Annotated in this window: 20 protein-coding genes; 4 read left to right on the top strand and 16 right to left on the bottom strand. The window is 65.4% G+C overall.

What is annotated here, in order from left to right; translation table 11 throughout:
• The first annotated feature begins 21 nt into the window (after positions 1-21).
• Positions 22-861 carry a polysaccharide deacetylase family protein gene (locus NLR35_RS05470; protein ID WP_257165535.1) on the top strand — a complete coding sequence of 280 codons (840 nt, stop codon included), beginning with the start codon at positions 22-24 and terminating at the stop codon, positions 859-861.
• Positions 862-1,095: 234 nt separating this feature from the next.
• On the top strand, positions 1,096-2,280 hold the full coding sequence (locus NLR35_RS05465; protein WP_257165534.1) for a polysaccharide deacetylase family protein: 1,185 nt from the start codon (positions 1,096-1,098) through the stop codon (positions 2,278-2,280).
• 101 nt (positions 2,281-2,381) lie between these two features.
• On the opposite strand, the gene NLR35_RS05460 is transcribed toward NLR35_RS05465, so the two are convergent.
• The 4 genes from NLR35_RS05460 to NLR35_RS05445 form a co-directional block, all read right to left on the bottom strand.
• On the bottom strand, positions 2,382-2,756 hold the full coding sequence (locus tag NLR35_RS05460) for a hypothetical protein (protein ID WP_257165778.1): 375 nt from the start codon (positions 2,754-2,756) through the stop codon (positions 2,382-2,384).
• Between the two features lie 241 nt (positions 2,757-2,997).
• On the bottom strand, positions 2,998-4,236 hold the full coding sequence (locus NLR35_RS05455; RefSeq protein WP_257165533.1) for an FAD-binding oxidoreductase: 1,239 nt from the start codon (positions 4,234-4,236) through the stop codon (positions 2,998-3,000).
• Positions 4,237-4,250: 14 nt separating this feature from the next.
• On the bottom strand, positions 4,251-4,601 hold the full coding sequence (locus NLR35_RS05450; RefSeq protein WP_257165532.1) for a RidA family protein: 351 nt from the start codon (positions 4,599-4,601) through the stop codon (positions 4,251-4,253).
• A 37-nt stretch (positions 4,602-4,638) separates the two neighbouring features.
• A complete protein-coding gene (locus tag NLR35_RS05445) occupies positions 4,639-6,135 on the bottom strand; it encodes an amidase (RefSeq protein WP_257165531.1) in 1,497 nt (498 codons plus the stop codon).
• 209 nt (positions 6,136-6,344) lie between these two features.
• Here NLR35_RS05445 and NLR35_RS05440 point away from each other — a divergent pair, with 209 nt between their 5' ends.
• Positions 6,345-7,013 (top strand): XRE family transcriptional regulator, encoded by a 669-nt coding sequence (locus NLR35_RS05440; protein WP_257165530.1) that lies wholly within the window; start codon positions 6,345-6,347, stop codon positions 7,011-7,013.
• A 13-nt stretch (positions 7,014-7,026) separates the two neighbouring features.
• On the opposite strand, the gene NLR35_RS05435 is transcribed toward NLR35_RS05440, so the two are convergent.
• The 5 genes from NLR35_RS05435 to NLR35_RS05415 all read right to left on the bottom strand — a co-directional run bounded on the left by NLR35_RS05435 (position 7,027) and on the right by NLR35_RS05415 (position 17,554).
• On the bottom strand, positions 7,027-9,075 hold the full coding sequence (locus NLR35_RS05435; RefSeq protein ID WP_257165529.1) for a UvrD-helicase domain-containing protein: 2,049 nt from the start codon (positions 9,073-9,075) through the stop codon (positions 7,027-7,029).
• 4 nt (positions 9,076-9,079) lie between these two features.
• A complete protein-coding gene (locus NLR35_RS05430; RefSeq protein ID WP_257165528.1) occupies positions 9,080-9,625 on the bottom strand; it encodes a hypothetical protein in 546 nt (181 codons plus the stop codon).
• Positions 9,626-9,627: 2 nt separating this feature from the next.
• A complete protein-coding gene (locus NLR35_RS05425) occupies positions 9,628-12,582 on the bottom strand; it encodes a site-specific DNA-methyltransferase (protein ID WP_257165527.1) in 2,955 nt (984 codons plus the stop codon).
• Positions 12,583-12,764: 182 nt separating this feature from the next.
• Positions 12,765-15,779 (bottom strand): BPTD_3080 family restriction endonuclease, encoded by a 3,015-nt coding sequence (locus NLR35_RS05420; RefSeq protein WP_257165526.1) that lies wholly within the window; start codon positions 15,777-15,779, stop codon positions 12,765-12,767.
• Between the two features lie 809 nt (positions 15,780-16,588).
• Positions 16,589-17,554, bottom strand: a complete 966-nt coding sequence (locus tag NLR35_RS05415; protein WP_257165525.1) for an NAD-dependent epimerase/dehydratase family protein — start codon at positions 17,552-17,554, stop codon at positions 16,589-16,591.
• An 88-nt stretch (positions 17,555-17,642) separates the two neighbouring features.
• Here NLR35_RS05415 and NLR35_RS05410 point away from each other — a divergent pair, with 88 nt between their 5' ends.
• Entirely contained in the window at positions 17,643-18,548 is a 906-nt protein-coding gene (locus tag NLR35_RS05410) for a LysR family transcriptional regulator (protein ID WP_257165524.1), read from the top strand.
• 229 nt (positions 18,549-18,777) lie between these two features.
• Here NLR35_RS05410 and NLR35_RS05405 read toward each other — a convergent pair whose 3' ends face one another.
• The 7 genes from NLR35_RS05405 to NLR35_RS05375 form a co-directional block, all read right to left on the bottom strand.
• Positions 18,778-19,158 (bottom strand): hypothetical protein, encoded by a 381-nt coding sequence (locus NLR35_RS05405; RefSeq protein ID WP_257165523.1) that lies wholly within the window; start codon positions 19,156-19,158, stop codon positions 18,778-18,780.
• A gap of 429 nt (positions 19,159-19,587) precedes the next feature.
• Positions 19,588-20,016, bottom strand: coding sequence for a hypothetical protein (locus NLR35_RS05400; RefSeq protein WP_257165522.1), 429 nt, complete (start codon positions 20,014-20,016; stop codon positions 19,588-19,590).
• A 574-nt stretch (positions 20,017-20,590) separates the two neighbouring features.
• Positions 20,591-20,935 carry a Lin0512 family protein gene (locus tag NLR35_RS05395; protein ID WP_257165521.1) on the bottom strand — a complete coding sequence of 115 codons (345 nt, stop codon included), beginning with the start codon at positions 20,933-20,935 and terminating at the stop codon, positions 20,591-20,593.
• Between the two features lie 93 nt (positions 20,936-21,028).
• A complete protein-coding gene (locus NLR35_RS05390) occupies positions 21,029-21,802 on the bottom strand; it encodes a DeoR/GlpR family DNA-binding transcription regulator (protein ID WP_257165520.1) in 774 nt (257 codons plus the stop codon).
• Positions 21,799-23,484 carry an ABC transporter permease subunit gene (locus NLR35_RS05385; RefSeq protein WP_257165519.1) on the bottom strand — a complete coding sequence of 562 codons (1,686 nt, stop codon included), beginning with the start codon at positions 23,482-23,484 and terminating at the stop codon, positions 21,799-21,801. Before NLR35_RS05385 ends, NLR35_RS05390 begins: the two co-directional genes overlap by 4 nt.
• A complete protein-coding gene (locus tag NLR35_RS05380; RefSeq protein WP_257165518.1) occupies positions 23,481-24,488 on the bottom strand; it encodes an ABC transporter ATP-binding protein in 1,008 nt (335 codons plus the stop codon). The genes NLR35_RS05385 and NLR35_RS05380 overlap by 4 nt, the downstream gene beginning before the upstream one ends.
• Before the next feature lie 12 nt (positions 24,489-24,500).
• Positions 24,501-25,508 carry an ABC transporter substrate-binding protein gene (locus NLR35_RS05375; protein WP_257165517.1) on the bottom strand — a complete coding sequence of 336 codons (1,008 nt, stop codon included), beginning with the start codon at positions 25,506-25,508 and terminating at the stop codon, positions 24,501-24,503.
• Positions 25,509-25,674: the final 166 nt, after the last annotated feature.

Here is a 25,674-nt window from a genome sequence, read left to right as displayed (position 1 = left end):
AAGATGTCTCAGGCGCGGTGGATGGCGGGATGGATAAACGCAGCCGGCGCGCTGGCCGCGCTGCTGGTGATGCACGGCGCCTGCGCCGAGCCTGCTCCCTGTCCACGCGAGGGCACGCTCGGCACCTCACGCGTGCTGAGCGTGAACCCGAAGAACTATCCCCGCGTCGGCCTGAAGAGCTTCCCCGATACCCTGCCGCTGGAAGACGGCGAGGTGGTCCTGACATTCGACGATGGCCCGTCGCCGCCGATGACCAACAAGGTGCTCGCGGCGCTCGCCAGGGAATGCGTGCGCGCGACCTTCTTTCTGGTCGGCCAGCCCGCGTCGGGCCGCGCTGAACTGGTGCGGAGGATCGCAGCCGAAGGCCACACGGTCGGCCATCACACCTACACGCACGCACATCTGGCGCACATCTCGCCGGAACAGGCCGTCGAAGAGATCGACCGCGGCATTGCCGCCGATGAGAAGGCGCTCAACGGCCTGGAGACGACGACCCCGTCGACACCGTTCTTCCGCTTCCCCTACTTCGAATCGACGCCGGCGACCCTCGACCTGCTGCAGTCGCGCGGCATCGCCGTGTTCGGCGCCGACCTCTGGGCCAGCGACTGGACCGCGATGTCGCCGCAGCAGACCTTCAAGCTGCTGATCAAACGTTTGAACCTGGCGCGCAAGGGCATCATCCTGCTGCACGATCCCCAGCCGCGCACGGTGGCGATGCTGCCGGCGTTCCTGCGCTATCTGAAAGATCACGGCTATCGCGTGGTCCACATCGTGCCGGCGAAGTCCGAGGCAGCGGCGGAACCTCACAGTGAGCAGCACAGCGGCAGCCCTCCGCCTGCCGAGCCGCATGGCGGTGGTTAATCCGCCGTTCAGCGCCGTGGTTTACGCTTGACTGTCGCAGCGTCGGTGATTCCAGCCGATTGCAATCCGGCAACAGCTACCGGCAAACCGGAACTCAGGACGATGTGATGTCGCGACGGCGCAACATCCCTGCTATGTCTCGGTGGGAGCTTGCCAGCAGGGCTGCGACCTATCATGGACCATCGAGGAGCCGGCCTGAAGGATCCGGCCCGGTGAAGGGAATCGAGCAGCGTGATGCGTGATCGTAAGTCTGCTTGCGTCGGACGGCCCACATGGCTCGCAGTGCTGCTGGGGACCGTCGCCGGAATGGCCTTGAGCCTGGGATCGTCAGGCGCATGGGCCGCGGATTGCCCCGGCAATCCCAACGCGCTCGGCACCTCTCGCGTTCTCGTGGTCGATCCGCGTGAGCATCCGCGCCTCGGGGCGATGCAGTACAAGGAGACGCTGCCGCTTCGGGATCACGAGGTGGTCATCACCTTCGATGACGGGCCGCTGCCGAAATACAGCAACCAGGTGCTGCAGATCCTCGCCGACCAGTGCGTCAAGGCGACGTTCTTCACCATCGGGCGCCAGGCCAAGGCCGACCCTGAAGGCGTGCGCAAGCTGGCGGCCGCCGGTCACACCATCGGCACGCACAGCCAGAACCATCCGCTGAGCATGAACCGGATGACGCTCGAGCAGGTGCAGCCGGAGGTCGATCAGGGCATCGCCTGGACCAAGGCGGCGCTGACCGATCCGTCGGCGCTGTCGCCGTTCTTCCGCGTGCCCGGCCTGCTGCGCGGTGACGCCGTCGAGAGCTACGCGGCCTCGCTCGGGCTGCAGGTGTGGAGCGCGGATTTCCTCGCCGACGACTGGCGCAGCATCTCCGGCGCCAAGGTCCATGAGCTCGCGATGAAACGGCTGGAGGCGCGCGGCAAGGGCATCCTGCTGCTGCACGACATCCAGGCGCGCACCGTCGCGGCGCTGCCGAAGATCCTGGCCGATCTCAAGGCGAAGAACTACCGCATCGTGCATGTCGTGGCCGCAACGCCGGACCGGCCAGCGACGCCGACCGAGCCCGAGGACTGGCTGGTGCACCGTCCGTCGGACGAGACGCCGGTCGCGCATTGGCCGGCGATCACGCCGGCCGATCTCGCTGGGGCCGATACGCGCGCGCGTGCGGCGTTGGACGATTTCGGCAATCTGGATGTGCCGCCCACGGCGTCGCGCACGCTGCCGAAGCCGGCATGGCCGCGCCCCCTGGTCAAGCAGCGGCTCGCCACGGCGCCGGCGCTTCCTGCTCCGTCGGCCGAGCTGTTCACCTGGCCTCCGGTGGCGCCGCTCTCGGCGCGCCGGCATCAGGTCGTCCGGGTCGAGGGCCAGGCCGCCACAAAGCCGGCCAGCCGCCCTGTTCGCCTCGCAGCCTTGCGCAGGCGCTGACGATCAAAGCGCAGGTCATAGAAACGAGAAAGGGGCGCGAACGCGCCCCTTTTTGACTCGGTGATCTCGATGGCCTCGTCCCTGATGCGCTCTCCGCCGCGTCAGTTGGAGATCAGCTTGCTGACGCAGAGAATGACGGCGGCGGCCAGGAAGAACAGGTCCATATAGGACTTCTTCTCGCCGTCCTTGCGCAGCGAGCCGACGTCGGCGATCACCTGCTTGCTGACGACCTGGCCGACCGGCCCTTCGCCCAGCATGCCGGCCAGCCGGCGAACGTCCGTCTCCATCTTCTCGATGCGTCCGAAGAAGTGGAAGGTACGCACCACCGTCACCGCGCGCATGCCGGCGTAGATCAGCACCATCAGCGCCAGCACGGCGCGGTTCTGGTATTTCTCGATGTAGTTCAGGCTGAGAAACACAGCCGCGAGAAATACGAAATTGGACACGAAGCGGTAGGCTAGGCCCGCGAAGTTCATCTGCTCCCCCACACGATGCTCGGATCGCTGGCCGACGGCAGAACTCACGAACCGCGTTCGCCCCAGTGTCCTGACCCCAACCGGCACCGCCACGCTAGGAGAGCGGGGCTTGCGATTTGGTGAAGCGTGGGTTTTCCGGGGTCCGGAATGGCTCGCGTGGTAAACGACTGACTGCACTTTGCAGCCTTCGCTTGCAGCCTTCCCGGATCACCCCCTCGTGCGGTCGCGCAAGACTGACAGCTCACGCGCCGAAACGGGCCGGCGCGCAGGCCGCGACGTCGACGTCGGGCGCCTCGCCGCTCATCAGCTCGGCGAGGATGCGTCCGGTCGCCGGTCCGAGCGTGAAGCCCTGATGACCATGCCCAAAATGGAGCCACAGGCCCTTGTGCCGCGCGGCTGGGCCGACGACCGGCAGCATGTCCGGCATGCAGGGTCGCGTGCCGACCCACGGCTCGGGCTCGACCGGCTTGCCGAGATCGATCAGCTGGCGCGCGGCCGCCTCGGCCTTGCCGAGCTGAACCGGCGTTGGCTTCGCAGCCGGCGATGACAGCTCCGCGCCGGTGGTGATGCGCACGCCCTTGGCCATCGGGTTCATCAGATAGCCGAACGCCGCATCGCGCAGCGGCAGATCGAGCGGCGCGCCGCCCGAGTAGTGCCGGTGATAGCCGCGCTTGCGCACCATCGGGATGTCGTAGCCGAAGCGCTTGAGGAACTCCGGCGACCACGGCCCGAGCGCGACCACCGCGGCCTCGGCCTCGATGCGGCCCTCCTGCGTCGTCACCGCCCAGCCGCTGCCCTGTTGCACGAGCGTCGTCGCATCGCCGACCAGCAGCTTGCCGCCGCGCTTCACGAACAAGTCCGCGTAGGACGTCACCAGGCTGCCGGGATCGGACACCGTCCACGGCTCCTGCCAATGCAGGCCGCCGATGCCGCTGTCCGTGAGGCCGGGCTCCGCCTTCGCCAGCTCGCTGGCGCTGAGCAGCTTGAACTTGACGCCGAACGCCCTGCCGACCGCCTCGGCCTCCTTCGCTTCCTTGTCGAACTGCGCCTGCGTCCGGTGCAGCACGCGGAAGCCGTCGCGGCGCACGAGATTACCGGCACCGGCGGCCTGGATCAGCGGCTCGTGCTCGGGCGCGGCACGCGCGATCAGCTGCGCGTAGGTCCGCGTCAGCACCTCATGGCGGGCGGGAAACGAATTCCACCAGTAACGCAGCAACGGCTTGACGTGATGGGGCAAGGCCATCAGCCGGTAGTGCACGTCGTTGGTCCGCGCGAGCGCAATGTCGAGCACGCCGGCAAGATCATAGGGCATCGCATACGGCCGGACGGCTTCACTCTGAATGATGCCGGCATTGCCGTAGCTGGTCTCGCGGCCGGGCTCGCGGCGATCGACCAGCGCCACCGACCAGCCCCTGCTCTGCAGATGCAGCGCCGTGCCGACGCCGACCATGCCGCCCCCGAGAACGATTGCGCTCCGCATCGTCATTACTCCCATCAGGTCCGCGCCGCCGCGACGACGGTGACCTCCAGCCGAACGTCCGCGATCATCTGCGCCTGCACCGTGGTGCGCACCGGCAGCGGATCCTTGAAATGCTTGCGATAGGCTTCGTTGTATTCGGCGAAATCAACCTTGTCGGCGAGATGCACCATGCAGGACACGATGTCGTCGAGCGTCAGTCCCTCGCCCGCCAGCGTCTCCGAGATGTGCTTGAACACGAGCTCGGTCTGCGCCGTGATGCCCTCGGGAATGCTGCCGTCATCGGCGACCGGGACTTCGCCCGACAGGAAGACGAGGCCGCCGGCGCGGCGCACCAGCGAGAACGGCCATGAGTTTGCGTCGGACATTGTCAGCTCCGGAAGATGGTGATCATTGAGGCCCGCTCTAGTCCCAGGCCATGAAACCGGGCGTCTGCGCCAGCGGCGGCAGCGCGGCAAGCTTTGCGAGATCAGGCTGCGGCCGGCGCAGCTCGGCATCGCCGGCAAAGGCCAGCTCCAGGGCCGCGGCGACGCCGAGCACGAGCGCATCGCCGCCGCGCGGACCGACAATCTGCAGGCCGAACGGCAGCCCGTTCTCGTCGACGCCGAGCGGCAGGCTGAGCGCGGGATGTCCGGCAAGCGTCACCGCATAGGCCAGCGCCAGCCAATGGAAGTAGGACTTGGTCGGCACGCCGTCGATCTCGGCCGGGTACAGCTCCGCCCAAGGCCGCGGGCTGAGCGTGATGGTCGGGCTGATCAGCACGTCGTGCCGGGCGAAGAAGCTCTGATAGGCGCGATAGATGCGAGTCTGGTTGGCGGCCGCGCGCGAAAAATCCTCGAGGCTGTAGGACAACCCCTCCTCGACATTGGCGCGCACGTTCGGCCCGATCATCTCAGGCCGCTCGCGATAATTCTTGCCGTGCTGGGTGAGGAACAGCGAGGCGCGCAGCACCGCGAAGGTCTCGTCGGCGCCGCTGCAATCCGGCGTCGCTTCGGCTGCCTCCGCAAACAACGGCGCGATGCGCGTCACCCGCGCGCGGAAGGCGCGGCGGATCAGCCGCTCGGTCGGCGCGAAGCCAAAATCCTCGGTGAAGGCGAGCTTGAGCTTGCGCAAGTCCGCCTGCGGCAGCGCGGCCCAGCGCGCGGGTTGCCCGCGCACCGCCTCGCCCGGCAACGTGTAGGCGAGCGGATCCCGCGCGTCGTCGCTCGCCATCACCGACAGCATCAGCGCCGTATCCGCGACACTGCGCGCCATCGGCCCGTCGGTCGACAAACACGACCAGCCATGCGCGCGCTTCTCGCTCGCCACCAGACCATAGGACGGCCGCATGCCGACGATGCCGCAGAACCCGGCCGGATTGCGCAATGACCCACCGGTGTCGGAGCCCGAGGCGAGCGGCGCCATCCCGCAGGCCAGCGCAGCAGCCGAGCCGCCGGAGGAGCCGGCCGCCGAGCGCAAGGGGTCGAAGGGATTGCCGGTCGCGCCGAACACGGGATTACGGGTGTTGCCGCCCGCAGCCCATTCCGGCGTGTTGGTCTTGCCGAAGATGACCGCGCCCGCGGCCCGCAGCCGCGCCACCGACGCCTGGTCGATCGCCGGCACATTGTCCGCCAGGATCGGACTGCCATAGGTCGAGCGCATCCCGGCCGTGTCCTGGGTGTCCTTGATCAGCACCGGCAGGCCGTGCAGCGGGCCCTTGTCCTCGCCCTTGGCGAGCTCGGCCTCGGCACGCTCAGCGGCCGCCCGGGCGCCGGCCTCATCGAGTGTCACCACGGCATTGACCGCCGGGTTGACCGCGGCGATCCGCTCCAGGCACGAATCGAGCAGCGCCACAGGCGAGATGGCCTTTGATTTCAGCAGCTTGACCAGCTCGCCGGCCGTCTTGTCGCAAATCGAGTCCACAGGGCTTCTCTTTTCCGTTTCGGAAAACTATTTAGCACATAAGAAATCGAATGCACGACTTGAAAACGCAATGTTCCACCGCGCGTCACGCATGCCCGTGAAGCGCCGGTCCAGCCCATTGATTCGTCGACTGGTTTCGCGCGACATTGCCCGACTGCCGCCGCGCCGCAGACCACCCGATCCGCTAACGGATTTTCCGGAGCCCTGAAGTGACCGACACCGTCGTCAGCGAGACCGCCGCCGAAGGCCCCCATTCCCAGCTCGGCCAGTGCCTGAAGGCGGCCCGCCAGGCGCGCGGCCTGACCCTCAAGCAGGTGGCCGAAAAGACCGGCATGGCGCTGTCGACCTTGTCGAAGGTCGAGAACGGCCTGATGTCGCTGACCTATGACAAGCTGCTGCAGCTCACCTCAGGCCTGCAGATGGACATCGCCGAGCTGTTCAGCCCGGCCGCGCCGCGCCCCGAGCCCGGCCGCGCCGTGACCGCCCGCCGCAGCATCAGCCGCGCCGGCCAGGGCCAGGTCGTGAACACCAAGTTCTACACCTACACCTATCAATGCACCGACCTGATCGGCAAACGCATGGTGCCGATGATCACCGAGGTGCGCGCCCGCACATTGGAAGAGTTCGGCCCCCTGCTCCGCCACAGCGGCGAGGAATACTTCCTGGTCACCCGCGGCACCATCGCCGTCCACACCGAGTTCTACGCGCCGGAGATCCTGCACGAAGGCGACGGCATGTACCTCGACAGCACCATGGGCCACGCCTACCTGAACGCGGGCGAGGCGGATTCGGCGCAGGGTGTGTGTCTATGCACCAGTGAGCAGGCCGATCTGTTCGAGCAATTGCATCGGATCGCGAAGAAGGATGCGGTGGAGTGAGGGCGATAAGACCTCACTGCATGAAATCGGCCAGATAGGCCGACGCCGGGGTCGTGCCGGTCAGCAGCAGATGCTCGCGCGCACGCGTGCAGGCGACATAGAGCAGCCGCCGCTCGGTCTCGTAGATATCGTCGAGCTCGGCCTCGTCGGCGGCGTCCTCGACGCGCTCGTCGAGCGGCAGGATGCCCTCGTCGCAGGCCATCACGACGACGGCGCGAAACTCCAGCCCCTTGGCGAGGCTCATCGCGCCCGTGGTGATCGCCTCCGCACCGGCAATCCCGGCCAACGCATCCCGCGCCCGCGCGACCAGCGCCTCGGTGCGCACGAACACACCGATCTCCTGCGGCGCGATGCCGTCAGCGAGCCATCCCGCAATGGTCGCGCCGACATGCGCGCCTTCCGCCGCGACATCGGCGAACGCCCTGACCTCCGGCGGCGGCCCCTCGAACACCGAGATGATGCCGCGCCGCTCGTCCTCCAGCCCGTCGGAATCGCGTAAGACCGTCGGCAGCAGCCGGTCAGCGGCGCGCCTGATCTGCTGCGAGGTGCGATAACAGACCTTCAAGGTGAACGAGCGGCCGCGCACGTCGACGCCGAGGCTCGCCCAGGAATACGGATGCTGGAAGATGCGCTGCCCGGCGTCGCCGGCCAGGAACAGCCCGTCATTCGCTTTCGGCGCCAAGCCTGCAAAGAAGCGCAGTTCGGCCGGCGCGAGGTCCTGCGCTTCGTCGATCACGACATGATCGAACGGCTTGATCGCCCGGCCGTCGAGCGCCGTAGCCAGGTCGGTGAAGACGTTGGCCCAGGTCGTGTAGCGCTCGGCCGCGAGCGCCGCGCGCACCGCGGCGAACACCGGCCACAGCCGCGCGCGCTGGTTGGGGCCGAGCCGGCTCTTGCGCCCCATCCGCTGCACCGTGGAATAGGCGTCGAGCGAGGCGAGTCCCCAGGCATCGACGACGTTGATCCATTCCGACAGCAGGAAGCGCTCGGAAAACCCCTTGAGGTCGGCCGCCGCCGCGCGCAGCCGCTCGCGCAGCACCTGCTCGGAGGCGATGCGCGGCCGAACGCCATGTTCGAGCTGATACATCTGCTCGGCGATACCCTTGAACGAGGCGGTGGTGATGCGCGGCACCACGCCGCCGGTCTCCGGCGCCAGCACGCGCAGTTTTCGCGCGAGGCTATCCGCCAGCGGCTGCGAAAAACTCGCCAGCAGGATTTTTGCGCTGGGATTGTCGCGCGCGAGCCTGACGGCGCGATGGATCGCGACGATGGTCTTGCCGGTGCCGGCGGAGCCCGCGACCCGCGCCGGCCCGGCAAAGCTGCGCTCGACCAGCGCGCGCTGCGAGGGATGCAGGAAGACGCCCCACTTCTCCCAGGGGTAGGCGAGTGCCTGCTCCAGCTCCTCGTGTCCGGCAATGGGCCGGATGCGGCGCAGGGCATCGGGATGTGCATAGGGATCGGCGGCGGCCGGCGCCGGGACCGGCAGCTTGCCGGTGGCGGCATATTCGAGCAGCGCCTCCGCCGCCTCGGCCGGCAGATGCTTCGTCAGCGTGAAGAAGCCGTCCTCGTCGGCCGCCCTGACGTCGGCGAGCCAGTCCGCCGGCACGCCGATCGACAGCAGCGCCTCGTCATCGAGCCCGGCGAACAGCAGGGGCGCCGCCTCTCTCGCCCTGCCCTTCACCTGCTCGGGCGCGACCAGATCCAGCGTCGCCGGAGGCGCCACCTCCTCGACCCGCTCGCGCACCTCGACGATCTGGATCGCCCCGGTGCGCGGATGCGCTTCGATCCGGCGCCGCTCGGCCCAGGCATAGGCCTCATCGTGATGGCCGACATAGGCGACGAGCACGGTATCGCCGGTCTTGTGGAGGATCAGCCTGACATCGCGATTGACCCGCGCCGACCAGAAATTGCGGTCCTTGCTGTTGTCGATCCGGTGCAGTTGCAACCCGTTGCCGCTAGGGTCGAGCTGAAGGTCGAACACGCTCGCCTTCACAGCCTTCTGGTCCGCGCCGGAGAGTCGGGCGAAGGAGGCGGTGAATGTATCGGCGAGGAGGAAGTTCATGAGTTTAACTTTGGTCCCCAAAAGTTCGTCCGACGTACACCTCTTTACCAGTCAGGGTATTGAGATAGACATCAACACCGTCTTGCCTTCGTAGGAAGGTCAATGACTTCGCCTCAGAGCCGCCAGGAACAAAGCCGTAGCTACGGGACAGACTCTGCTCGAATTCCCAGCCCTCCGGCGTGAAGATTTGCGTAAGCTTGCTGCCCTTAAGGCGACACGCTGCCACACGCATCTTCGGATTGCCACCGAGATTCAGATGACCGTACTCGATCCATGAACATTTCGATTTTGGCCCCGCCAGTTGATCGACCACCACGACGTCCACTGCTTCGCCACCGGCAATGTGAATGAGACCGCAGCTAGCTGTCAAACTCTCCACAAACGGTCGGACATCTTCGGCCATCATGAAGCCGACACGCGCAAGTTCATTATCCGAGCAAAGAGTGTTGTTGGGCACCGATGTCTTGAGATCCTCCCATCCCGCCGGAGAACGCTCGAAGAGCGAGCTCAGTTTGACGACGACGGAGATCGCTTCGATCAGCACGGCCATCGCTACACCCCGAACACCTTCATCACTTCATCGCCAAAATGGTTGATCACCTTGACCGCGATGCGCCGGCTCTTCGGGCGTGGGAACGGCCGTGACGTATCCGAATAGAGCGTCGCCCAGGCGTCCTCGTCGATGTCGGCCTGAAGGGCGGTCTTGAGGCTCTTGTAGGGATCGTTGGCGCCGAGGAAATAGGCGTGGCGGACGAAGAAGCTTTCCTCGTTGTAGTCGGTGTCGATGAACCAGGCGGCGATGCCCTTGGTATCATTGGAGCGGATGTCGCCGGTGTTGGGATCGAACACGTCGACGCCGTTGACCTTGACGCGGATCTCCGGCCCGCCCGCGTCGAGGATCTCGACGTCGGGCTCGCCGAACACCACGAACATGTTGCCGCGGCCGGTGTTCTTCAGCTCGTCCGACATGTGCATGTCGGGATTGATGCGCGCTTTCAGGATCTTCAGGCTGCCGAGGCTGCCCAGCTCCGAGGAATGCGCATCGAAATTGAAGGCGCAGGCGATCAGCACATCGAAACGGGCGTCAACCGCCTCGCGCGCGGCGGCGACGATGTCCTGCCGGCCGACCGTGCCGTATTCCGGGCCGATCAGGATCGCGGCGCGGCGCTCCGGGCCGTTGTCGCCTTCAATGAAGCTGCCGCTGGCGCCGATGAAATTGCCCGGCCAAGGCGACAGGCTCTCGAAGGTGATGCGGTCGCCCTTGGCCTGCTGCTTGACGCCTTCGGTCTTGAGATAGTCGATCACGATGGCCGCAAAGTCCTGTCCGGCGAGATCGGCATCTCCCGCCGCGCGCTTGCCCTCGGCGGCGTCGATCAGGTCGATCAGTTCCTCCTCGCTCGCGGGCGCGGCGCGGTGCGGCGACAGGCTCTCGACCGTGAACGGGCCGGCGACGCGGACACGGCCATTGTCCTGATACGGCTTGTCGTAGAGATATTCGACCTCGGCCCGCGCCGCGATCGAGTCATCGATCTCGCGCTGCCGCGCGATCCGCGCCTCCCACCATTTTGCGTGTGGCTCCTTTGCCTCCGTCGGCGCATCGGCCGGCAGCTCGCGTGGGATTTGCCACTCCTCCCAGCTCTTGCTCATCGCCGCATTCAGCGTCGCGCGTAGCGGCTCCTGGATCTGCTGCCACTTGTCCCAGATGTCGTCCACAGCACTATTTCTTGCGATATCGCCCAGACTAATGTGTGGAGCACGATAGTAGACGAAGCCCTGACGGACATCGTTGCGAATGCCCCCGCCTAGTGGTGCGCGCTGGGTAAGCTCCGCCTCTTTTACTCGCCCCTCCACACTATCGACGAGGAGAAACCAAGGATATCGAGCGGCCATCAAACGAGCACGCGCAAGCGCAAGCGCTACGCGGCTGGTATCGATGGTGACCCAACGGCGCCCCCAATATTCCGAGACGTAAGCGGTCGTACCAGAGCCGCAGGTCGGGTCGAGCACAAGATCGCCGGGATCGGTTGACATCAAGATGCAGCGTTCAACAGTCTTGCTGCCCGATTGAACTATATAGATCTTACTTTCGGTAAAATTACCTGTGCCTGTGTCGGTCCAAATGTTTGAGTACGGCTGGTAGGAAAAGTCGTTATGAAAACGGCGATAGCGGAAGCTGTTGCTTGCCAGATGCAGCCGCTCACTCCGTACAAGGCGATTAACACCTTCAGGGTAGTTCGCCTTCCAGTGTGAATTTTTCTCCCACGGATCAGAGGTTACACCTCGATACGTCAGCGGCTGGCGATCTGATGCTCGCCCTTGAGAGATTAGGTTATCGGGATTATATGGTCTCGCGCCTTCAGGTATCACTTGAGATGATTTTTCACTAGCGGATACGCCACGATACGTAAAATCGGGAAACATAAGCCACTTGGCATTTCCTTCACCAAGCACGAATGGCTTAGCCTCATACAAGCTACGCCACTTTAGCGACGGACGATGTCGGGCATACCAAAGAATGTAATCTGACACATTTGAAATCGCGTCCGAGGAAAATCCATAAGTTTTCTGAACGATAATCTCGCTAACGCAGTTCCCAGCTCCAAACACCTCGTCCATGACCGCGCGAACTCGATGCACATTCTCGTCGCCGATCTGTACAAAGACCGATCCGCTTTCAGTCAGGAGATCGCGGACTACGGTCAGTCGATCACGCAAATACGCGAGGTAGCTGTGTATCCCATCCTTCCACGTATCCCGGAACGCCTTGACCTGCTCCGGCTCGCGGCTGATGTCGGTCTGCTTGCCGTCCTTGACATCAGGTGACTGGGTCGAGACCTGCCAGTTCGAGTTGAACTTGATGCCATAGGGCGGGTCAAAATAGATGCACTGCACCTTGCCGCGCAGCGCCTCGCGCTCGGCGAGGCTCGCCATCACCTGAAGACTGTCGCCGAGGATCATGCGGTTCGACCAGTGCTGGTCGTGCTGGTAGAACTCGGCGCGCTGGTCCGGTTCGATGCCGTTGAAGTCGGCGAACAGATCGGGCGCGTCGCTGCCGGCCTCGCGCCGCTCGGCGGTCTCACGCTTCAGGTCGTCGATGATGGCCTTGGGATGGATCTTCTCCTGGATGTAGAGCGGCGGCACGTTGACGACGAGGTCGGACCAGTCCTGCCGGTCCTTGCCGCGCCAGACCAGTTGCGCATCCGACAGAGTCAGCTTGCCGGTCTCTGCCAGTTCCTGCTTCTGCGCCTCGGTGATGGTGATGCGCATGCCGTTCCAGATCAGCTCCGGCTGGCTCGGCTCCTCCGGCGTGCGCGTGGTACCCTCCGGCAACGGCCGCGCCCGCGGATAGTGCTTCGGCGGCAGCGGCGAGGCATCCTCGTCGCGCCGGAAGAAGCTCTCCATCTCCGCCGTCGGAATGTTCCGCCGCGACGCCGCCTCGTGCTTGAGCGCATCGACCTGCTTGGTGGATTTGGAGGGCTTGGGAGATTTCGGCGAACGGGCCATCATTCAGTCTCGGTAAGCTAAGCAGCGTCAGATGCGACGCGCAGAGATGCACGCAACTCTATCCTCGTCATGCCCGGGCTTGTCCCGGGCATCCACGTCCATCCACATCGCCGGACGACGTGGATGGCCGGGACAAGCCCGGCCATGACGTGCCCCAAGGGGGCAATCTCTCTTGTTCTCGTCGATCATGCCGGCACCTGCGCGGTCGCAGATGCGGATTCCGACATCAGCCGGTCGACCAGCTTGGCAAAATCCTCCTCCATGGACGCCCAGTCGCGGAATTCCGCATACGCCCAGCGGCCGAAGCCACCGAGGGCGGTGACGCCGGGGGCCCAGAGATCGCGCGCAGTCTGCGCCTTGGCCTTGTCGCTCTCGTCACGCTGGCCCTTCACTTCGAGCACGAGGTTGAGCGGCTCCTCCGCGCCGACATCGAGTCGGACCAGGAAATCCGGGATGTAGCGGCGCATCACGCCGGCATCGAGATAGGGAATGTCGAAGCCGAGCGCCTGGTTCTTGGCATAGGCGAGCACGCGCGGATGACCTTCCAGCGTCAGCGCGAGCTGCTCCTCCCAGTCGCTGTCAACAACGACGTGGCTGATCTGGCATTTCGGCGGCTGCGCGCCGGTCTTCCACACCGGCTTGGAGGTGATGAAGTTGACGAAGCGCGTTGAGCCCTTGGGATTGTAGGGATCGAGCACCGCGAGCAGCCGCCCGGCGCTGCCGCGGGTGCAGGCGATGTTGATCTTCTCGGCCGCGCGCGCGAGCTGGTCCTTGTAGAGGATGGCGCCGATCGGCACGCCTCTCGTCACCAGATAGCCCTCGTCGATCCAGCGGCGGGCGATACGCTGGATCTGCGGAAACAGATGCTGCTTGGGGAAGCCGTCATCATCCCGGAAATGCGTGTAGAGCAGATGCTTGGCGAGGTTGAAGCTGATCTCCGACGAGCGCAGCGCCTTCAATTCGTCGGGCTCGATCGTGACACCAGCACCGACGATGCCCTCCATCACCACCTTGGTCGGGCCGATGTCCTGCGGCGTGATCTCCAGCCGGCTGTCTGCGGTAAACTCGGCTTGCAGCTTCTCGGACGGCAAATCACGGCGATAGCCGCTCACGCGAGGAAATACGATCTCCAGGCTGGAGCGCTCCTTGATCGCATGGACCCGCGTCACCGGCTTTGGCGCGGTCGGCTTAGTCTCCTGCGGGGACGAAGCAAAGTCGAACGGAATTCCCATGATGTCGGCATATTCGACGTCGAACAGGCCGGTCTTGGGATTGAGCTCATAGGACTGCCGGCGCAGGCCGCGGCCGACCACCTGCTCGCACAAAAGCTGGGTGCCGAACGCGCGTATCCCGAAAATATGCGTGACGGTGTTCGTATCCCAGCCCTCGGTCAGCATCGACACCGAGACCACGCAGCGGATCTGCTCGCCGAGCCGGTCCTTGCGGCCGACCGTGTTCATGACCTCTCGGAGGATCTCGCTGTCGCTGACCTCACCCTGCCCGCCCGCGCCCTCGCGACCCGCGCGCTCGCGCTTGAACTGCTCGATCTCCGGACCGGCTGCCTCGCGGAACCCCTTGTCGAGCGCCTCGCCGGATTCGAGCTGCCGGGAGTCGATGAGCAAAGTGCGGGGCTTCGGCAAACGCGTGCCCTGATCGTCGTAATTGCTGAAGAGCTTCAATTCTCCGGGCTGGAAAGCCGACCGCTCGCTATCCTCGATGTCTCGCTCGAAACCGGCGACATATTCAAAGACCAATTTCGAGATCGCGGTATTCTGGCAGACCACGATGAAGACCGGCGGCACGCCGATGCCAGCAGCTTCCCACCGCCTGAACTCGCCTACATAGTGACTGTACAGCGCATGGAGCGCCGTCTTCATCATGTTCGGCAGGTCGAGCGGACTGAGCTTGCTGGCACCAGCGGCGGTCTTCGGCAATTCCTTGCCGACATGCTTCCAAAGATCGCGGTACACCACCGCATCGGTCTGCACCAGATTGTCCGTGACTGGGACGCGCGGCAACTTGACGATGCCGCTCTCGATCGCGTCCATCAGGCTGAAGTCGGAGACCACCCAGGGAAACAGCACGCCCTCGCGATAGCCGGAGCCGCGCAGGAAGAACGGCGTCGCCGAGAGATCATAGACCGCGCGGACACCCTTCGCGAGCTTGCGGTTCAGCGCCTCGATGCCGCTGATCCACAGCCTGGCCGCCTCCTCGTTCTCGGCCGCCTCCTTCTTGTCCTCACCGGTGAGGCCGCCCTCCTCGTCCTCGCCCTGCTTGTGCCTATAGCAATGATGCGCCTCGTCGTTGATGACATTGACCCGCTCGAAGCTCAGCAGCTTCTCGCAAGCGCGCTTCAGCATCTCGGCATCGGTCTCGGTGGTCTTGATCGGCTCCGGCGCGTTGCCCGTCAGAAAGCTGCGCGCGACCTTGCTCAGCGACAGCGTCTCGCGGTGCTGGAAGGCGTGATAGTTGGTGATGACGATCTCGGCGCGACGGATGTCCGGAAGCATCTCCGGCGGCACGATCTCGCGCGTCTCGTAGTAATTGTCCGGCTCGCTCGGCATCAGCACGCGCAGCCGGTCGCGGATGGTGATGCCCGGTGCCACGATCAGGAAGGCGCGGGAGAAGTCCTTGGAATCCCTGCGCACGGCGTTGACAGTCTGCCAGGCGATCAGCATCGCCATGACCGTGGTCTTGCCGGTGCCCGTCGCCATCTTCAGCGCCAGCCTGAACAGCTCCGGGTTGGCCTCGTCATTGGCCTTGCGCAGTTCATCGAGGAATTTCCGGGTGGCGGCCCGCTTCGGCGCGACCTCGGTGAACCAGATGATGGTCTCGGCCGCCTCGATCTGACAGAAGAACGGTCGCGGACCGACGAACTCGTGGTGCCGCCAATGTTCGAGCAGCCGCTGCGTCGCCGACGTCACGCCCCAATCGGCCGGATTGCGCAAGCTGCGCCAGGAATCGACGTGACCGCGGATCTCGTTGATCAGCGCATTCTCGCTGTAGGTCTCGAGCTCCAGCGACGCTTGCGCGCTAGCCGCCTTCTTCCGCGCCGCGGGCACGGGAACGATGAACCGCGACGGCCGGCGCCCCGGCCGCGGCGGCCCATCGAGTGGCTGGCCGTGATCGTCCATCGGATGGTGCCACTGCGGCGCAGCATACGGCGAATTGAGAATCGGCCGCTCATAGAAGCTGGTCAATGCCCCGTCCCCACCCCTGCAATTCACTTGTCGAGCGAATAAACCAAACCATGCGTCCTGATGCGTGTTTCCGCATTTTTACCGCCGGCGTCAATCCTTCGAAGGGCGGCCATCCCAAGGACAAGCGGTGCGACCCGACGGGCGACTTGGCCTCCCAGGGCTGGTCCTATGGCCGCGAGATCAGCGCCGGGCGCTCGTGCTCGGAAAATCTCATTTAGCGCGATGCGGCAACGACATCACCCGTGTCCAGTCCCGCCGCGAAAAATATCGCGCTTCCGCTTTTCCGAAAATCATGATTGTATGTGCCCGTCCCGCCTCGGCACGAGGGGCGTTTCGCGATCGTCACGACACGCGGGGTGGGATGCGATGGGCGCGCGGGTCTCGCAGCATGCTGGTCATGCGGACGAACGAGACTGTGCGTCGGCGAAATCGTAGGGTCCTGGCCTCCCGGTGCTGAGGCCAAGCGGATGGTGACGATGATCCATTCGTGACGGGGGCAAGACAGCCGGTCCCCGGGGAGAGGACGTATAAGCCGTAAAACCGTCGCGCGGGGAATGCCGGGATGTCTCGGCTGAACCTGTGGTACCTGCCGCCAGCATTTTCTTTCGCTGGCGGGCCATGGGTGCGGCCAGCGCCCGGCATTCCCTGCGCCCTCGGCATTTCGAGGGTGAAACGACCCGCATAGCTCGGACGCCGTGGGCGCCGCGAGATCGAGGAAGCACGTGTCACCGCCGTAGCGGTTCGCAGCAAGCAACGCGGTCCGTTAACGGCTTTCCCGGAGTCCGCCCGTGACCAACACGACAGTCCGTTCAGCCGGACTTCCCGAGCGCCGCCTTCACCGCCTCATCCAGCGGCGTATGCGGCTCCTGTCCCAGCAGCCCGACCAGCCCGCCGTTATCCAGCGCAAGACTCTGCTTCCACAGCCAGCGCATCTCGATCGCCTCGCGCATGAAGCCTATGAAGGGCGCGGCGAGCCAGAGGATGATCCAGGGGAACGGCTTCACCGGCAGGTCGGGCTTTTCGCGCACGCGGCGGACTGCGTCGGTCATGTCATGCCCTGTCGCATCGTAGTGCCCGGTGAAATTCAGCATCGTGTAGGCCGGCAGCTCGGCGCTGATGTCGACGAGGCGCGCGAACGTCTCCGCGAGATCGGGCACGTACGCCCAGGCATGGCCGATGCCCGGCCGCGTCAGGCGCTGCACCGACGTTGCCTGCATGCCGCCCTTCGCCAGCGCCTGTGCGAACCAGGAGTTGGTCACGCCGGGGCCGAAGAAGTCGCCCGCCCTGACGGCGATGACGCGGACGCCATGGTCGCGCGCCGCCTGCTCCAGCATCTCCTCCATCTCCAGCCGCACCTGCCCCTTCCGTGTCGTCGGCTGCCGCGGCGTCGTTTCACTGACCACCGCCGGCGACGCTGATGAGTAGACGTAGACGTTGCCCGGAAACACGATCGTCGCCCCGGCCGCCTTCGCCGCCGCGATGGTGTTGGCAAGCATCGGCAGCGCATCCTCGCGCCAGCGCGCATAGCCCGGCGGATTGACGCCGTGCACGATCAGGCTGGCGCCCTCGGCAGCCGCAAGCACGGAGGCCGCATCGCGCGCATCGCCGTCGCGCCAGTCGACCGGGAAGGCAAAGGACGGCCGTTCGGCCGGCGGCCGGCGCGTCAGCGCACGGATGGTGAAGCCGCGCCGGGCCAGCGCGCTGGCGACGGCGCCGCCGATCGCGCCGGTTAGGCCGAGGATGAGGACGGTGGGGACATTGGTGTCGTGGGACATGGATCGATCTCCTGCTGTCCCTGCAATCTCCTCCGATTGTCCCAAAACGAAAATTGCCAAACATTCTTGAGATGCTATACATTTTTATATGATCGAACCCTCGGACTGGAGCCTGCTGCGTTCGTTCCTCGCCGTCGTCAGGCGGGGCAGCCTGTCCGCGGCCGCGCGGGCGACCGGGTCGACGCAGCCGACCATCGGCCGCCACATCGACGAGCTCGAAGCCGGTCTCGGCGTCGCGCTGTTCACCCGCTCCCAGGCCGGCCTGCTGCCGACCGAAGCGGCGGCGACCCTGGTGCCGTATGCCGAGGCGATGGAAGCGGCGTTCGCGGCGCTGGTGCGCGCGGCCAGGACCGGCGGCGATGCAGGGCAGCCGCGCGGCGTGGTCAGGATCTCGGCGAGCGAGATCGTCGGAACCTTCGTGCTGCCGCCGATCCTGGCCGGCATCCGCAAGCGCTATCCCGAGATCGTTATCGAGCTCGTCCTGAACAACCGCACCGACGATCTGCTCAGGCGCGACGCCGACATCGCGGTGCGCATGATCCGGCCGAAACAGGACGGCCTCGTCGCGCGCAAGCTCGGCCGCATCCCGCTTCGCCTCTACGCCCACCGCGACTACATCGCCCGCTTCGGCCTGCCCGACACGATCGAGACGCTCAAGGCGCATCACGTCATCGGCTTCGACCGCGACGATCATTCGGCGCGCTCGGTCGCCAGCTCCCAACTGCCGCTCTCGCGCGAGCTCTTCTCCTACCGCACCGATTCCGATGTCGCCCAGGTCACCGCGATCGAGGCCGGCCTCGGCATCGGCGGCATGCAGACGGCGATGGCGAAGCGCAAGCCAGCACTGGTGCCGGTGCTCGCCGACCAGGTCGCCTTCAAGCTCGACTGCTGGCTCGCCGTGCACGAGGACCAGAAGGACCTCCCGCCGATCCGCGCGATGTTCGATGGGCTGGCGGAGGGACTGGCGCGGTGGATCAGTGAGGGCAGCCAATGAGGTTGACGCGGCTGCACGCGACGGGCACCGCGTCGCTTCCACCGCGGCTTGGCAACCGAGCCGATCACCGCGATCTCCTCGAACGCGGCCAGCGCATCGGTCACGATGTCAGCCGCGCGGCGGAAGTCGTGCTGCTGTCGCAGGAGATAGGCGTTCTGCCTCTCAATGTCGGCGCGCGATATCATGTCACTCCGACGGTTGTGCACGGCCCCGCCTTCACGCGCCAGCCTTACGCACTGTTGGCCGCCTCTCCCACAGGCATGGCCCGCACACTCCAGCTTCCATCGGCATTGTAGGTCACGTCGAACGTCGTGTCTCCGGACGTCGCATCGCACACCGCCGCATTGATCGACGCGTCCGTGACGTTCACGACGGTCCCGGCGGAATATGTCCCTGTCTGGACGTAGAAGATCATGACCTGCTCGCAGTCGACATCCCCGATCAAGAATGTGAGATGAGCGTCCGACGTGGTGTGGGGCGACACAGCCTGGCTATCGAGACTATTCGCATAGACCTGCTGTCCAACCGTCTCCACCGCCGGCTGCTGAAAGATGAAAAAGTTCTGCAGCTCGGGGCTCTCATTAATGACATTGATCGTAATGGTGGTCATGTTGATCTTCTCTCCGCCGATAATTTCCCAAGGTCGCCTCCAGCCGCAACAATCCCGGAGGCAACAACAACCTGGTGCACCAACCTATATCCAATCATTCTTCTTTAATACTTCTTTTGGTTGTACGGCGGGCAAATCCGCTCATCGTTCGTGCGCGGTCCGCACCGATCATCAGCCGGAACCTTTTCCCGCAGGAAACAACGCCGAGCGATGCGGCGCCAAGAGCATCTGCCGCTCATTGCGAACCTGACACCCGCGCCATTCGCTTGTGGCTCGAGGACCAATTGAAAGCGGCCATGGACAGCGGCCGGCACGGCCTTCCAAGGCCGAGACCGACCGCTCGTCGACTTAGTCCCGCACTCGTCTGCCGCGCCGTGCGGGTCATGGCTGCGACGATCCCCTCTTTGTGTCCGACCGCATCAGCCGGGATCACTGACACGCGGGGGCTGCCGCAACGTTGGTGCCTGGGACCGCATTGACGTTGGCGATGGCGGGCGAGCTGCGAGCAAGAAAGCAATAGCTGTCGTTGCCCACGACGGCATAGAAGCACGACGCCCCACCCGCGGGGATAACGATATTGCTTGCGGTATTGATTCGAAACACTGTCGCGGTGGCAGCACGCGTCGTGGGACTATTCGGATTCTTCCGGAAAGTTATTCCGGTGTTCGGCGCCGTGACATTGATCGCCGAGAACGTCCGGCAATCAGGGCTGAATGCCAAGTCGACGGCAAAGGCCGCATCGGCACTCGTTGCAATGACACCAAGCCCGATCAAAGTCCCGATGACTTGGCGACGACCGATGTGGATCGCGGAGCTTAAGCACATGACCATGTCTCCTTTCGTGAACGATAGGGCCATCAAGAGACCTTGATCTCCTCCAGCCTCTCGTGTCCTGCGTTTGCCTCCAGCCGAATGCCTCGGAGACGACAACATCCTATGAGTTATTAGTTGTTTTTGCACATCTCAAGGTTGTGATACCGGCAAGCAGCGACGACGGCTCCTGCACCGTTTGCAAGCTGTTCAATGCGTCAGCATCGCCGTTTCCGGCTGATCTCCGCCAGATCAACTGAATTCATTCACCTCTTGGAAACCGAGAGGCGAAATCGCGGCGGAGCCGCACTCCGCTGCCAAGACCCTGACAGGACCCTGCCAAGACAAAGCCCGGTCGCGGGCGTCTGAAACTGGCAAAAATTTGATGGAATGAGTTCGACAAATAGCAAGCGACGACAATGTTGGAGCGACGCCCGTGCACGTCTTCACGCACGGGGTCCGCGGGGTCCAGCGGATACCCGCTCTTCCCTGCCCCCTCCGTTCAAGAGAGGGCCAGCGTCCGGACATGCCCCGGATGGCCTGGCATCGCGGAAACGCGACGACATGCTCCGCTGTCTGACATTCACATCAGAACGACACGCACATGATGATGCGCGAAAGCTCACTTGCCGTCGTCGAGATGCACCAGCACCGCGGCATTGGCGATGATGATGGCGTCACTGCCGGCCTCGGCGGGAATCTCCAGCCCGCCCTTCACGGCGGTGACGGTCACCGTGCCATAAGGCAGCTCCTTGGCGACCGCAGCCGTGTCGACCGCCTCGGGATTGGGAACGGCGATGGTCACGTCGACCAGCATGTCCTGCGGCGTCTTGCCGACCATGCGGAAGAAGCCGAGGCTGGAGTGGCGGATCGCATCCGACACCGCGCGCTTCGCCGCCTTGGTGGCGTCGCGGCCGTGGACGTCGACGCCCATGCCCATCTCGGTGATACAGCGAATGCGCGCCATTGTGTTCCCTCTCGGCTGGCTTGGATCGTTCGGCGCGCGACCTTAGCGCCATCAGCACCAAGCGCAACCGACGCGACACCCAGGCAGCGCGCCTCAGGCAATCACGACCTCGCCGACCACCCCACGCAGTGCGCCGAGCGCGGGCTCATCGGCGGCGCGCGCGTCGGTGATCAGGCTGTCGATACGGTCGGGCGCACAATAGGCGACGCGGCTGGTCTGGCCGATCTTGCTGTGGTCGGCGAGGATCAGCACGCGCTTGGCGGCGGCCGCCATCGCGCGGGCGACGTTCGCCTCCTCGATGTCGAAGCTCGTCGCGCCGTAGCGATGGTCGATGCCGACCGGCGACAGCAGCGCGACATCGGCCTGCCAGCGCTGGATTTCGGCGACCGTCGTGGAGCCGAACGTCGCCGGCAAGGTGCTGCCGAGCTCACCGCCGAGCACGATCACCCGGTTGCTGCGCTCGCCCGGAGGACTGCCGATGATGGTCGCGACCTCGAACGAGTTGGTGACGATGGTGAGCCCCGACAAGGTCGCGAGCTCGCGGGCGAGGATCGAGACCGTCGAGCCGACGTCGAGAAACAGCGTCTGACCCGGGCTGACCATGCGCGCCGCGGCCTGCGCGATCCGCGTCTTCTCGGCCAGTCGCACGCGGGCGCGCACCGTGATCGGCGGCTCCGCCTCCGGCGCAATCGCGGCGACGCCGCCATGGACGCGGCGCAGCTCGCCGCGCGCCTCCAGCGCCAGCACGTCGCGGCGTACGGTCTCGCGGGAGACGCCAAGGTCGGTCGCGATGCGGTCGGTGGTGGCGCGGCCGACGGTGGCGAGCAGCGCGCGGATGCGCTGGTGGCGGTCCTCCTGGAGCATCATCGGCGCCCGCCGCGCGCCAGCCGTTTCAGCGCGAGCTGCATGACGAGCGCCGCGGTACAGACGACCGCCATGATGCAGGTCGAGAACGCCGCGGCCTGCGAGACGAAGCCGGCCTCGTCGAGCCGCATCACCGACACGGCGGCGATGCCGAGAGACGGCGTCACCAGGAAGATGACGGCCGACAACGTCACCATCGAGCGCATGAACAGGAAGAAGAAGACGGAGACCAGCGTGGGCGACATCGCAGGAATGATGACGTTGGCGAGCACCTGCGCAGCGCCGCTGCCGAGGCAGGTCGCGGCCTCCTCCAGCGCCGGCGGCACCGCGCGCATGCCGGTGACCATCGTGAGGAAGCCCTGGGTGTGGTAGTGATAGAAGTTGCACAGCGCGAGCAGCAAGGTCGAGCCGTATAGCACCGACAGCGGCGATCCCGCGATGTTGAAGGCGAAGATGTAGGACAGGCCGAGCACGAGGCCGGGCACGCCGACCGGCATGACAGCGACGAGATAGACGATCTTGGCGGGCCACGACGGCAGCCGGCGGATGCCATAGACCAGTGCAAACAGGAGACACGTGCCGAGGCCCGCAGCGAACAGCGACACCAGCAGCGACGTCCACAGCGGCGCATAGCCGCCGCTCAGCGTGATGTCGTAATGCTTGAGCGTGAACGTCAGCCGATACGGCCAGAGACGCATGAAGCTCGCATAGATGACGACGCCGATCACGGCGAGCACGGACAAGGTCGCGAGGCCTGTCACAATCGACAGCGGGATGTCGCGCGCCGGGACAAAGCTCAGTTGCGGCGGCACGGCACCTTCCGCGCCGCCACCGAACTGGCGCTGCGCCGCGACCCGCTCGATATAGACGGCGATGCCGGTCGGCGCGAGCAACAGGAGACCGACGACGGCGCCGATGCCGAACTTCATCTGCCCGGTGACCTGGTTGTAGATCTCGGTCGCCAGCACCGCATAGTCACCACCGATGACCGCGGCATTGCCGAAATCGGTGATGGTGACCGTGAACACGACGAAGCCGGCGCTGAGCAGGCCGAACTTCACGTTCGGCAGCGTGACGTCGACAAACTGGCGCCAGCGCCCGGCCCCCATCACCTCTGCGGCATCGTAGTAGCGCGCATCGGCATGGGCGAGCGCCGCTTTGAGGATCAGCACCGCCTGCGGCAGCGCGTAGAGCACGTCGGCGATCAGCAGGCCCGGAAAGCCGTAGATGTCGATGCGCTTGCCCAGCATGCCGCTGATCAGCCCGTTGCGGCCGAGCAGGAAGATCAGCCCGAGGCCGAGCACCAGCGACGGCGCCAGCATCGGGAGCGCCAGCACCGCGGAGACGATGCGCGCGCCGGGAACGCGGGTGCGGGTCATCGTATAGGCCAGCACGAAGCCGAGGCTGAGACAGACCGCCGTCGTCGCAAGGCCGAGCGTCAGGCTGTTGAGCGTCGCCTTGAGGATGCCGGGCGTGCGTGCGAGCGCGAGATAGTTGGCAAAGCCGATCGTGCCGTCATCGGCGACGAGGCTGCGCCACAACATCATCGCCAGCGGAAAGACGAAGAAGATGAGCAGCGCCAGGCATGGCAGCGCGATGGCGGCGGCGATCAGCAGATGGTCATTGCCGGAACGCCGCAGGCGAAAGCCGGCGCGCTCGGCCACCTCGACGGCGGCGATGCTCACGCGCGCACCCAGCCGCAGCCGGCGGCATCGGCCGACACGGCGACCGCGGCGCCCGGCGTTACGCCGTCGACAGGAGCGGTCTGCACCATCAGCTCACGGCCTTTCCAGGCGACGCGGGTGCGGCTGATGTTGCCGAGGAAGGTGACGTCGACCACCCGCGCCTCACCGGACGCGAGAGGTTGAAGCCGGACATGCTCGGGTCGCAGGCACGCGAGGAAATCCGCATCGGCGCCTTGGGGACGCGAGGCCAGCAGCGCCGGCATGGCGTCGCGCACCCAGTCGGTCGGCAGCAGGTTGCTGCTGCCCATGAAGTCGGCAACGAACTTCGTCGCCGGCTTGAGGTAGAGCTCCTGCGGCGCGCCGACCTGCTCGATGCGGCCGGCATTCATGCACACGATCCGGTCGGACAGCATCATCGCCTCCTCCTGGTCGTGGGTGACCATGATGGTGGGGATGCCGAGCCTGCGCTGCAGCTCGCGGATCTCGACGCGCAAATCGGCGCGCACCTTGGCGTCGAGCGCGGACAGCGGCTCGTCGAGCAGGATCAGCCGCGGATCCACGGCCACCGCGCGGGCCAGCGCCACCCGCTGCTGCTGTCCGCCGGAGAGCTGATACGGCAGCCGGTCAGCCAGATGCGGCAGCTTGATGAGCTCCAGCAGCTCGGCGACGCGTGCGGCGATCTTGCCGCGCTCCACTTTCCGGATGCGCATGCCGTACCCGATGTTCTCGGCCACGGTCATGTTGGGGAACAGCGAGTACGACTGGAACACGATGCCAAAACCGCGCTCGCGCGCCGGCACCGCGCTGAGATCCTGGCCGTCGAGCAGCAGCCGGCCGCTGTCCTGGGTCAGCAGCCCGGCAATGATCCGCAACAGCGTGGTCTTGCCGCAGCCGCTCGGCCCGAGCAGGCAGACGAACTCGCTGCCCTCGACCTTCAGCGAGATGCGGTCGAGCGCTGTGAAATCGTCGAACGTCTTGTGCAGCCGGTCGAGCTCAAGCGTCATAGGATCACCCGCTCAGCGGCCGATGCTGGTCTGCCAGTTTTTCAGGATGCCGTCGCGCTCCCTGGCCGAGCGGGCGAAGTCGATCGGATACACCGCCTTGGCGACGTCGGCGGGGAAGCCTGCGGTCTGCGCGGCTTTCGACGGCGCGGTGCCGGAGATGGTCACGAGCTCCTTGTAGCTGGTGTAGAGCGCAGCCGCCTCCGGCGACAAGGTCCAGTCGAGGAAGCGCTTGGCATCGGCCTTGTTCTTGGCCGACTTCATCAACCCGGACGCCTCGAGCTCGTATCCGGCGCCGTCGGTCGGGATCACCATCTTGATCGGAAAGCCCTCCTCGATCGATTTGATCGCAGCGAAGGCCAGCGAGCCGCCGATCGCGAACTCGCCGCCGCGCGCCGCCTTGCACGGCCGCGAGCCGGACTTGATGTATTGGGCGACGTTGCCGTCGAGCGCCTTCAGGAACTGCCAGCCTTTGTCCTCGCCCTGCGACTGCAGGATGCCGGCGATCTGCATGTAGCCGGTGCCCGAGGAGACGGGGTTCGGCAGCACCACCTCGCCCTTGTAGACGGGGTTGGTGAGATCCTTCCACGACGTCGGCATCGGCAGATTCTTCGCCTTCAACACCTCCGTGTTGACGCAGAACGCGGTGACATAGCCGGTCGCGGCGAACCAGCTGGCATCAGTGCCCTTGGCGGAGGCCGGCAGCTTGTCGGCGCCCTTCACCTCATAGGGTTCGAGCAGCGCCGTGATGCGCGGATCGAGCATGTTGGTGACGGCCCAGCCCCAGATCACATCATGCTGCGGATTGCCGGACTCGGCGATGATGCGCGCGCCGAGATCGCCGGTCGACAGCCTGAGCACCTTGAGGTCGACATCGGGCAGCGCCGTCTTGGCCGCTTTCACGTAGTCGGCGATCTCGTCCTCTTCGAGCGCGGTGTAGACCGTCACCGTCCCTGCCTGCGCGACCGCGCTCAACATGAGCAGAGCAAGACTTGCGGAAACACCCTTCAACAGCTGCAACATCGTCATGCCCTCATAAGCTGCGGCGCGGGCTAGATCCCGCGCGTCCGATTGTGGATTTGAGTGATTATTTGCAAATTTGTGGAACCGCGTCTACGTTGATTGCGCATATGTCGTGCAAATCAGCAGATGCCTACGAGAAAGGCAGATTGCTTGAGCACATGCTCCC

Source organism: Bradyrhizobium sp. SRS-191 (assembly GCF_024586915.1).
Taxonomy (GTDB): domain Bacteria; phylum Pseudomonadota; class Alphaproteobacteria; order Rhizobiales; family Xanthobacteraceae; genus Bradyrhizobium.
The sequence above is the reverse complement of the archived record's forward strand: the minus strand, read 5'-3'. Positions and strand labels throughout refer to the sequence as shown.

What these genes read in the sequence shown, in the direction of transcription:
- NLR35_RS05470 (WP_257165535.1), top strand. Translation starts at nt 22, where the DNA reads ATGGCGGGATGGATAAACGCAGCCGGCGCGCTGGCCGCGCTGCTGGTG.
- NLR35_RS05465 (WP_257165534.1), top strand. Translation starts at nt 1,096, where the DNA reads ATGCGTGATCGTAAGTCTGCTTGCGTCGGACGGCCCACATGGCTCGCA.
- NLR35_RS05460 (WP_257165778.1), bottom strand. Translation starts at nt 2,756, where the DNA reads ATGAACTTCGCGGGCCTAGCCTACCGCTTCGTGTCCAATTTCGTATTT.
- NLR35_RS05455 (WP_257165533.1), bottom strand. Translation starts at nt 4,236, where the DNA reads ATGCGGAGCGCAATCGTTCTCGGGGGCGGCATGGTCGGCGTCGGCACG.
- NLR35_RS05450 (WP_257165532.1), bottom strand. Translation starts at nt 4,601, where the DNA reads ATGTCCGACGCAAACTCATGGCCGTTCTCGCTGGTGCGCCGCGCCGGC.
- NLR35_RS05435 (WP_257165529.1), bottom strand. Translation starts at nt 9,075, where the DNA reads ATGAACTTCCTCCTCGCCGATACATTCACCGCCTCCTTCGCCCGACTC.
- NLR35_RS05430 (WP_257165528.1), bottom strand. Translation starts at nt 9,625, where the DNA reads ATGGCCGTGCTGATCGAAGCGATCTCCGTCGTCGTCAAACTGAGCTCG.
- NLR35_RS05425 (WP_257165527.1), bottom strand. Translation starts at nt 12,582, where the DNA reads ATGATGGCCCGTTCGCCGAAATCTCCCAAGCCCTCCAAATCCACCAAG.
- NLR35_RS05415 (WP_257165525.1), bottom strand. Translation starts at nt 17,554, where the DNA reads ATGTCCCACGACACCAATGTCCCCACCGTCCTCATCCTCGGCCTAACC.
- NLR35_RS05410 (WP_257165524.1), top strand. Translation starts at nt 17,643, where the DNA reads ATGATCGAACCCTCGGACTGGAGCCTGCTGCGTTCGTTCCTCGCCGTC.
- NLR35_RS05405 (WP_257165523.1), bottom strand. Translation starts at nt 19,158, where the DNA reads ATGACCACCATTACGATCAATGTCATTAATGAGAGCCCCGAGCTGCAG.
- NLR35_RS05400 (WP_257165522.1), bottom strand. Translation starts at nt 20,016, where the DNA reads ATGGCCCTATCGTTCACGAAAGGAGACATGGTCATGTGCTTAAGCTCC.
- NLR35_RS05395 (WP_257165521.1), bottom strand. Translation starts at nt 20,935, where the DNA reads ATGGCGCGCATTCGCTGTATCACCGAGATGGGCATGGGCGTCGACGTC.
- NLR35_RS05390 (WP_257165520.1), bottom strand. Translation starts at nt 21,802, where the DNA reads ATGATGCTCCAGGAGGACCGCCACCAGCGCATCCGCGCGCTGCTCGCC.
- NLR35_RS05380 (WP_257165518.1), bottom strand. Translation starts at nt 24,488, where the DNA reads ATGACGCTTGAGCTCGACCGGCTGCACAAGACGTTCGACGATTTCACA.
- NLR35_RS05375 (WP_257165517.1), bottom strand. Translation starts at nt 25,508, where the DNA reads ATGTTGCAGCTGTTGAAGGGTGTTTCCGCAAGTCTTGCTCTGCTCATG.